The 8,570-nt window shown below is 52.1% G+C and carries 10 protein-coding genes; 5 read left to right on the top strand and 5 right to left on the bottom strand.

Translation table 11 applies throughout. The features are described from left to right. The 5 genes from HY879_23195 to HY879_23175 all read right to left on the bottom strand — a co-directional run. Positions 1-546, bottom strand: a 546-nt coding sequence (locus tag HY879_23195) for an ABC transporter ATP-binding protein (protein MBI5606251.1), incomplete at its 3' end; no start/stop codon positions are given. Continuing rightward, complete coding sequence (locus HY879_23190; protein ID MBI5606250.1) at positions 540-1,265, bottom strand: ABC transporter ATP-binding protein; 726 nt, start codon at positions 1,263-1,265, stop codon at positions 540-542. The genes HY879_23190 and HY879_23195, both read right to left, overlap by 7 nt. A gap of 55 nt (positions 1,266-1,320) precedes the next feature. Next, entirely contained in the window at positions 1,321-2,310 is a 990-nt protein-coding gene (locus HY879_23185; protein ID MBI5606249.1) for a branched-chain amino acid ABC transporter permease, read from the bottom strand. Next, complete coding sequence (locus HY879_23180; protein ID MBI5606248.1) at positions 2,307-3,176, bottom strand: branched-chain amino acid ABC transporter permease; 870 nt, start codon at positions 3,174-3,176, stop codon at positions 2,307-2,309. Before HY879_23180 ends, HY879_23185 begins: the two co-directional genes overlap by 4 nt. A 206-nt stretch (positions 3,177-3,382) precedes the next feature. Further along, entirely contained in the window at positions 3,383-4,672 is a 1,290-nt protein-coding gene (locus HY879_23175; protein MBI5606247.1) for an ABC transporter substrate-binding protein, read from the bottom strand. A 286-nt stretch (positions 4,673-4,958) separates the two neighbouring features. Here HY879_23175 and HY879_23170 point away from each other — a divergent pair, with 286 nt between their 5' ends. The 5 genes from HY879_23170 to HY879_23150 all read left to right on the top strand — a co-directional run. After that, a complete protein-coding gene (locus tag HY879_23170; GenBank protein MBI5606246.1) occupies positions 4,959-5,336 on the top strand; it encodes a holo-ACP synthase in 378 nt (125 codons plus the stop codon). A 183-nt stretch (positions 5,337-5,519) separates the two neighbouring features. After that, positions 5,520-7,118, top strand: a complete 1,599-nt coding sequence (locus tag HY879_23165; protein MBI5606245.1) for an NAD(P)H-hydrate dehydratase — start codon at positions 5,520-5,522, stop codon at positions 7,116-7,118. 53 nt (positions 7,119-7,171) lie between these two features. Next, complete coding sequence (locus tag HY879_23160; protein MBI5606244.1) at positions 7,172-7,621, top strand: CBS domain-containing protein; 450 nt, start codon at positions 7,172-7,174, stop codon at positions 7,619-7,621. Continuing rightward, complete coding sequence (gene tsaE, locus HY879_23155; GenBank protein ID MBI5606243.1) at positions 7,618-8,109, top strand: tRNA (adenosine(37)-N6)-threonylcarbamoyltransferase complex ATPase subunit type 1 TsaE; 492 nt, start codon at positions 7,618-7,620, stop codon at positions 8,107-8,109. The genes HY879_23160 and tsaE overlap by 4 nt, the downstream gene beginning before the upstream one ends. 132 nt (positions 8,110-8,241) lie before the next feature. Next, positions 8,242-8,570, top strand: a 329-nt coding sequence (locus tag HY879_23150; GenBank protein ID MBI5606242.1) for an aspartate kinase, incomplete at its 3' end; no start/stop codon positions are given.

Below are 8,570 nucleotides of genomic sequence, written 5' to 3'. Positions count from 1 at the left end.
CTCATTGATCTGGCGGATGATGGCGAAGATACTGCTGACTAAAATCGGTGACAGGCCCAGGGATGGCTCGTCCAACATGAGGATCTTGGGCTTGGACATGAGGCCTCGCCCGATAGCCAGCATCTGCTGTTCCCCTCCGGACAAGGTTCCGGCGATCTGCATTTTCCTTTCCTCCAGGCGGGGGAAAAGTTTGAAAATTTTTTTCAGGTTCTCCGCCTTGTCTTTACGGGCCTGGCTGTTCAAGGCACCCAGTTCCAGGTTTTCCAGGACGGTCATGGAGGGAAAAAGCTGCCGGCCTTCGGGGATCTGGATGATACCCATGGCGACAATTTCTGAAGTGGAACACTGGGTGATCGATTGATGGTCCCAGGTGATGGAACCCTTACGGGCCCGCAACATACCGGAAATGGTCTTGAGGGTGGTGGATTTTCCTGCCCCGTTGGAACCGATCACGGTAACGATCTCCCCTTCCGCTACTTCCAGGGAGATACCCCTGAGGGCCTGCAGGTCTCCATAAAAAGTTTCGACATTTTCAATTTTCAGCAAGGTTTATAATCCTCTCCCAAATAGGCCTCGACCACCAGGGGATTTTGGGTCACCTCCTCGGGCAACCCTTCGGCGATCTTTTCCCCGAAACTCAGGACCGCAATCCGTTGCGACAGGGCCATCACCCCGCGCATGACATGCTCGATGAGCAGGATGGTTACCCCTTTCCGGTTGATCTCCCGGATCAATTTGATCAGGGTGTCGGTTTCTGTGGGATTGATGCCGGCCATGACCTCATCGAGCATTAAAAGGGTGGGCTCGGTGGCCAGTGCCCGGGCCAGCTCAAGGCGTTTGCGATGGGGCAGAGGCAATTCGGTGGCCAGGGCCGATCTTTTGTCCTCCAGGCCGACAAACTCTATGACTTCCCTGGCCTTTCTGGTCGCCTCTGACAAAGAAGGTAAACGATTATAAGCCGCTACGATGACATTATCCAAAACCGTCAACTCCAAAAAGGGTTTGACGATCTGAAAGGTCCGCACCATCCCCAACCGGCAGATCTGATGCGGTTTCAAGCCTAAAACAGACTGGCCCTGAAAATAGACTTTCCCCTGGTCAGGGGTCAGGAAACCGGTCAGGCAATTGAACAAGGTAGTCTTTCCCGCCCCGTTGGGGCCTATGACGGCGACTATTTCCTGTGCATTGATCTGAAGGGAAATATTGCCCAAGGCCCGAAGCCCGCCAAAATTTTTCCCAACTTTTTCTATAGTTAAAAGATTCACCGATTGTACCTGTTCGGAATTCGGAATTCGGATTTCGGAATCAAAAAAACCATCTTCATGATCTGTGCCCCCCCTTGATATTTGAGGGTTTAATAAAAAACGGTTTAAAAACCCTGTTTAAAAAAGGCATGATGCCCCTGGGGAAAAAAAATACGGCAAAAATCAGTACAAACCCGTAAATAACCATGTGCAGGCCGGGCCGGCCCACTTCCGACAGGTAGGCCCGGGTCCATTCGGCCGGCAGGGTAATTAAAAAGGAGCCGACAATAGGTCCCAAAACCGTGCCCATACCGCCGATTATAGGACGCAGGATAATCTCAATGGACAAACCCATGCTCATAACCCGGTCCGGGCTTAAATGAAAAATTCGATTGGCATCAAAGGTCCCGGCCAGGGCGGTCATAAAAGAACTCAAGGCAATGGCCCACATCTTGTATTTAAAGGTATTCACCCCCAGGCTTTCGGCGGCATCTTCATCCTCCCGGATGGCGACCAGATAACGGCCGATCTTGGAAATTTCCAGTGCCCTGACCACAACAACCGAAAAGAGGAGCAATCCCAGGGAAATGTAGTAATAGGGCAGGTTCCCTTTGAACTGCATATTCCAAAAACCCGGCTTGAAATCGACAAACAAGCCCATGAAGGATCCCAGGCTCTCCATGTGCAAGGCGATCAACCGGCCGATCTCGGCAAAGGAGATGGTAATCAAAACGAAATAGACCCCCTTCAATCCGAAACGGAAACCCAAAAAGCCGATCGCCAGGCCAACGGCCATGGCCAGCAAGGCCCCGATGAACATCCCGGCCCAGGGGCTCAAATCAAAGACAATGGCCAGACGGGTTGCGGTATAGGCCCCGATACCCACATAGAGGGCATGGCCGAGGGAGATGTTGCCCGTATAACCGGTCAGGATATTCCAACATTGTCCCAGATAGGCATAAAAAAAGATCAGAATAAAGATTTCCAGCCAATAGTTGTTAAGCACTTGGGGCAGGAAGAGCAGGACAGCCAGGATAACGGCCAGGAAGATATAGAGCCGCTTCATCCTCTACCTCCAAAAAGCCCCTGGGGACGGAAGAGGAGGATGATGACCATGATCGTAAAGCTGACCACCTGCTTCATGGAACTGGGCAGGAAGACCGTTCCCAGGGATTCGGCCACCCCGATAATCAATCCCCCGACCAGTGCCCCGATCAAACTCCCCATGCCGCCCAAGATGACGATCACAAAAGAGATCATGGTATAGGGGGCCCCCATGGTGGCCTTGGCCGGCATCAAGGGCACCAGTAAGGTTCCGGCGGCTCCGACGCAGGCGGCCCCTATACCAAAACAGATACCGTAGATCCGGTTAATATTGGTGCCGATGATCAAGGCCCCAAAACGGTTGTCGGCCGCTGCCCGGATGGCCTTACCGGTGGTGGTCTTCTTCAAAAAGATCATGACGATCAAGGTGATGAGAATGGCTAAGACAAAGGCAATAAGACGAGGGACATCGATTGTCAACGACCCCAGGCGGATGGCGGAAAGGGCCAGGCTGGTTTTGGGGCTGATATCGCTTCCCCCCCAGATCATCAAGGTTCCGTTTTCAAAGATGATGCCCATGCCGACCAAAACTAAAACCTGCATGGCCTCTGGCAGGTCCAATATGCGATTGACGAAAACCCGTTGAACCAGATAGCCGATCCCGAACATGACGGCGGCACAGATCGGCAGGGAGATATAGGGATCAAGACCCAGAAAAAGGAGAAGGGTAATGGTCAGGAACATGGCGAAGACCATCATCTCGCCGTGGGCAAAGTTGATGACCCGCATGACCCCGAAAATCAGGGAGAGGCCTAAGGCGATCAGGCCATAGACCCCTCCCATCAGGAAACCTTGCAAGGCCAACTGTAGCACCAGATCCGTATTCATGGTTGTTCACTCATAATGGGATGGTAAAAAGCTATGAGGCCACATTGTGGCGCTGTAACAAAAAATAACTACGTCTGCTCTGGATTCCCGCCTGCGCGGGAATGACGAGTTTTTCGAATGCATTACTTAAAAATGGATCAGGGCAAATTCAGGCTTTCCCTCCCTAATCCATATTCCGAAATCCGAAATCCGCAATCCGAAATAGATCAGGCTCCCCGTTCCCAGAGCTGTTTCCAGGGAAAGACGTAAGGGGCCTGGGCCGCCTCTTTGGGCAGGACCACCTTGACCCGGTCGTCCATATTCGGATCGGGCAGGACCTGGACCATGGCCGTAGCGGCATTGATATTATCCCCTTTTTCATCAAAGATCACTGGCCCGCCGACCATGGGGTGATCCTTAAAATTAGTTTTGCGCAAGGCCTCCCGTAGGGCCGCAGGATCGGTGGATTTGGCCCGTTCCAGGGCATCGGCAATGACCAGCACCCCGGTGTAGGCGTAGCCGGAATTGGTATCCAGATATTTACCGGGATAGAGTTTTTCAAAACGGGCATTGGCCTCCTGAAATTTGGGGCTCTTGGGATTGACCCAGGGCACGTTATCCAGGACATAGTAAGCCAGCTTGTCCATGTCCTTGACAAATTCCGGTTCGTACCAGCCCGGACTGCCGGGACTGATGATGCCCAGCAATTCCAGCCGCTGCTTATACATTTCCCGGATCAGGAGTTTGGCATCTCCGGGACGGGCCACGGGACAAAGGAGGTCCGGTTTGGCGGCCTTGAGCTTGGCGACCTCGGCGGAGAGGTCTTTAACGCCCAGGGGGTATTCGATGTGTTCGACGATTTCAAAGGGCAGTTTTTTGTCCTTGACATATTTTATAAAGGCCGCGCCCTGTCCCCGGCCAAAGGCATCGCCGGCGTTGGTGACGGCAATCCGTTTAATGGTCACTTTTTTTTCTTTGATAATCAGGTCAAGATAGCGGGCCATACTGGTCATGAAGAATTCCGTCTTAGCGAAGCAGCGAAAAACATTTTTGTAGCCTTTGGCGGTAATGGCGTCCAGGGCGGCCACATCAATAACAAAAGGGACATTCCTCTGTTCGGCTAAAGTAGCAATGGCCATGGCCACCCCGCTTAAAAAGGGGCCTACCAGACAGACCGCCCCTTCCTTGATCTGCCGCTCGGCCACGGTCCGGCCGACATCTTCTTTCGCCTCACAATCTCCCAAAAGGAGCTTCAGCTTGGCCCCGCCCATGGACTTGATCCCCCCACGGGCATTAATTTCGTCGGCTGCCAGCTTGTTCCCCCGCTGCATGGCGATCCCGATGTCCGGCAATGGACCGGTAACCGGTTGGATAGAGCCGATAAGGATCTCCTTAGGTGCGGCCCCGCGTAAAACGGCGGGGAACCCGCTGATCGTAGCGGCCGCTCCCAGGGCGGCTGAGGTTTTCAGAAAATTCCTGCGATTGATTCCGGACACTTCCATTTTTTTGTTTTCCATGGCATCCCCCTTTTTAAAGTTAAGTTTTTAAAATACCTTCTTTATTATTACATCATTGGGCTTGGATTTGCAAAGCATTCCCTCACCCCGAGGTCTGCCATAGGGCGAATAAAATTTTTTAAGATTTCTCTTCTATATACTGGAAAGGAGTCATTAAAGTCAAGGCCGACTTCCTATCCCGCCAGCGTCCACGGGAAATAATCCTGCCATTTCTCCTTGACCAGGATAATGGGTTGTTATATAAAAGAAAATAATAGATAAACCGAATAGCTGTTCATGGGGACCGATGATTTACGGCATAGGGGTGGATTTGGTTAAGATGGTCCGGATACAAAAGGCCATGGAAACCTGGGGAGAACGATTTCAGGAAAAGATTTTTACTGAAGAAGAACGCACCCTTTGCCTTGGCAAACCCCGCCCCACCCGCTATTGGGCCATGCGTTTTGCGGCCAAAGAGGCCTTTTCCAAGGCCATCGGCCTGGGGATGCGGCAGGGAATTCACTGGAAAGACATTGAGGTGACCTCTAATTCTTTCGGCAAGCCGGAGCTGATCCTCCATGGCCGGGCCAGGGAAATCTGTTTGCAGGCCGGGGTTAAAAACAGTTTTTTAACCCTGACCGATGAGGATGGATATGCCATGGCCGTGGTGGTACTTGAAATTTAGTGCCCAAATAAAGTTTCAAGATGCAAGATGCAGGTTTCAAGTATGGAACACCTTGAACCTTGAAGATATTTTCATCTTTTTCGGCGCTCCGGAGGGGTGTGAGAGCTTAATACGAAATTAAAGATTCAGGGTCCAAGGTGTAAGGTTTTTCCCTGAACCCTGAACCTTGAACCCGATTTTATTATGATCCTGACCACAGCCCAACAAATGAGACGATTAGACCGAAAGGCCATTGAAGAACTCGGTCTGCCGGGACCGGTTCTGATGGAAAATGCCGCCCGGGGAGCGGTCCAGGTCATTGGCCGGCAGTATCCCAAGGTCCGTTCCATAGCTGTTTTCTGCGGGAAAGGGAATAACGGAGGGGACGGTTTGGCCATGGCCCGCTATTTCCAGGCCCTGGGCCTTCGGGTCCGGGTTTATTTGGCCGGTTCGCGGGAAGGGCTCAAAGGGGATGCAGCCTTTCAACTTGGTCTGGTTGACCGATTAAAAATTCCCTTGACCGAGTTGGACGAAAAAACAAACCGCCCTTCCCTGCGACAGGAAGTGTCCGGTTTTGACCTTCTGGTGGATGCCCTTTTGGGCACCGGGATTGATAAAGAAGTTTCCGGTTTTTTCCGGGACCTGATCATTCTGATCAATGAAATCCCGGTTCCTAAGGCCGCCGTGGACATCCCTTCAGGGTTGTCTTCCGACAGCGGCCGGCCCCTTGGTCTTTGTGTCAAGGCCGATCTGACCGTTACCTTCGGTCTGCCTAAAATCGGTCAATGCGTCTTTCCCGGTTGCCGGTATGTGGGAAGGCTTTTTGTGATCGATATCGGCATCCCTCCCGCTTTCTGGCCGGCGACTAAGGATCGGGTGGAATTATTGGAGGCGGATTTTCTGGCCCCCTTGATGGCGGAGAGGGATCCGGAGGGCCATAAGGGTTCTTATGGCCATAGCCTGGTCCTGGCCGGCTCAAAAGGAAAGACCGGGGCCGCGGCCATGACCTGCCTGGGAGCCTTACGGGCCGGGGCAGGGTTGGTAACCCTGGGCATCGCAGAAAGCTTAAACCCCATTATGGAAATAAAACTGACCGAGGCCATGACCGAACCCCTGCCTGAAGGAGAACCGGGCCATTTAGGGCCGGGGGCACTTTCCCGCATTATGACGTTGATTGAAGGCAAAAAAGCCATAGCCCTTGGCCCGGGCCTTTCCTCTTCACCGGGGACAACCGCCCTGGTTCAAAATTTGCTAAAAAAATCCATTGACCTCCCCATGGTTATCGATGCCGATGGGTTGAATGCCCTGGCCGGGGTCCCGACGGCTATAAAGAATCTGGCAGGCAGGGCCATCCTTACCCCCCATCCCGGAGAGATGTCCCGATTATCAGGGCAGTCCGTGAAAGAGATCCAGGCCGACCGGATCCGGACAGCCCGGGCCTTTTCTCAAGAACATGGGGTGGTGGTGGTCTTAAAAGGGGCCAGGACCGTAATTGCCGACCCCGAAGGGCCGGTTTATTTAAACCCCGTCGGCCATTCGGTATTGGCTGCCGGAGGCACCGGAGATATATTAACCGGTTTGATCCTCGGGTTTTTATCCCAGGGCATGTCTCCTTCCCAGGCTGCCTGCCTGGGGGTCTTCCTCCATGGTCAAGCCGGTCTATGGCTGGCCCGGGAGCGAGGCGGCCAGGGGATCCTGGCTTCGGAGTTATTGGATAAAATACCGAATCTGATTACCCGAAAGGGCACCTTTGATGGTCCGGGAGAAGAAACCCTGCCGTTGATACAGGAAGTGAAACTTTAGACCTTGCACCTTATACCTTAAACCATCTTTTTAAATCTTTTTAGGAGCCTATTATGACCCTGGCCAAAGACATCATGACCCAGAAAGTGATCACCGTTCAGGAATATACGCCCATTGCTGAAGTGGCCCAAACTTTAACCGAAAATCATATCAGCGGGGTGCCTGTTTTAAATCCGAACAAAGAAATAGTCGGGATGGTCTGTGAAAGCGACATTATCGATCAAACTAAAAAGTTTCATGGGCCCCCGGTGGTCAATCTAATGGGCTATATCGTTTTTCTGGAAAGCGGGAAAAAATTTGAGAAAGAATTAAGAAAAATGATGGGTTTGGTGGCTATGGATATCATGACCTCACCAGTGAAGACTGTCACCCCTGAAACCCCGGTAGAGGAAATAGCCACCTTGATGGCCGAGCACCATGTCCATTCCATTCCGGTCCTGGAGGGGAGAACCCTGGTGGGAATCATAGGGAAGAAGGATATCGTTCGTTCCATAGCTCAATGAGTGAGGGATTCTTGGAGGGATCCATCTTTGAGTTGGTGGTCGAAGGAGAAGCGGCCACAATACAACTGGGCCGAAGATTGGCCCCCTTGCTTAAGGCCGGAGATGTGATAGCCCTTTATGGGGAGCTGGGGGCCGGCAAAACCTGTCTGGTCCGGGGACTGGCCCAAGGCCTGGGGATTGCCGAAGACCAGGTGGCCAGCCCCTCTTTCTCTTTGATTAACGAATATCCGGGGCCCCTGCCCCTCTTTCACATGGATTGCTACCGTCTTCATCTGGAGGAAGAAATCGAGGAACTGGGGCTGGAAGAATATTTTGACGGACCGGGAATCACGGTAATCGAATGGGCCGAACGGATAAGGGAATTACCGGAGGATCGGTTGGATATTTTTTTCAGCATCCCGGATGAAACCCGACGCCATATTCGAATAAAAGGTTTCGGGAAAATGGCCCAACGGTTGAAAGAATATAAGCTCAAAGCTGAAAGCTGAAAGGGCAAAGAAAAAAGCAAGGCCTGGATTCCCGCCTGTGCGGGAATGACGAGTTTTTAAATAGTCATCAAATATTATTTTTATTCCTTTGAGTTTTCAGCTTTGACCTATTTATAATAAGGAGGAATCTTCATGTCCTTGATTGTTCAGAAATACGGAGGGACCTCGGTCGGCTCCATTGAAAAAATCAGAAATGTGGCCCAACGGGTTATTGAAATGAAAAAGAAAGGCCACGATATAGTGGTGGTTCTGTCGGCCATGTCCGGGGAGACGGACAAACTGATTCGCCTGGCCAAGGAAATGACCGAAAATCCCGATCCCAGGGAATTGGATGTCCTGATCTCAACCGGGGAACAGATTTCGGTAGCCCTGTTCAGTATGGCTGTCCAGAGTATGGGGTTTAAAGCTACCTCTCTTTTAGGCCATCAGGTCAAGATTGCCACCGATGATGCCTACGGCCG

This window comes from Deltaproteobacteria bacterium (genome assembly GCA_016219225.1).
Lineage (GTDB): Bacteria > Desulfobacterota > RBG-13-43-22 > RBG-13-43-22 > RBG-13-43-22 > RBG-13-43-22.
The sequence above is the reverse complement of the archived record's forward strand: the minus strand, read 5'-3'. Positions and strand labels throughout refer to the sequence as shown.

Excerpts from the sequence above, each read along its gene's own strand:
- HY879_23170 (MBI5606246.1), top strand. The coding sequence starts at position 4,959 with ATGATTTACGGCATAGGGGTGGATTTGGTTAAGATGGTCCGGATACAA.
- tsaE (MBI5606243.1), top strand. The coding sequence starts at position 7,618 with ATGAGTGAGGGATTCTTGGAGGGATCCATCTTTGAGTTGGTGGTCGAA.
- HY879_23180 (MBI5606248.1), bottom strand. The coding sequence starts at position 3,176 with ATGAATACGGATCTGGTGCTACAGTTGGCCTTGCAAGGTTTCCTGATG.
- HY879_23160 (MBI5606244.1), top strand. The coding sequence starts at position 7,172 with ATGACCCTGGCCAAAGACATCATGACCCAGAAAGTGATCACCGTTCAG.
- HY879_23165 (MBI5606245.1), top strand. The coding sequence starts at position 5,520 with ATGATCCTGACCACAGCCCAACAAATGAGACGATTAGACCGAAAGGCC.
- HY879_23175 (MBI5606247.1), bottom strand. The coding sequence starts at position 4,672 with ATGGAAAACAAAAAAATGGAAGTGTCCGGAATCAATCGCAGGAATTTT.
- HY879_23185 (MBI5606249.1), bottom strand. The coding sequence starts at position 2,310 with ATGAAGCGGCTCTATATCTTCCTGGCCGTTATCCTGGCTGTCCTGCTC.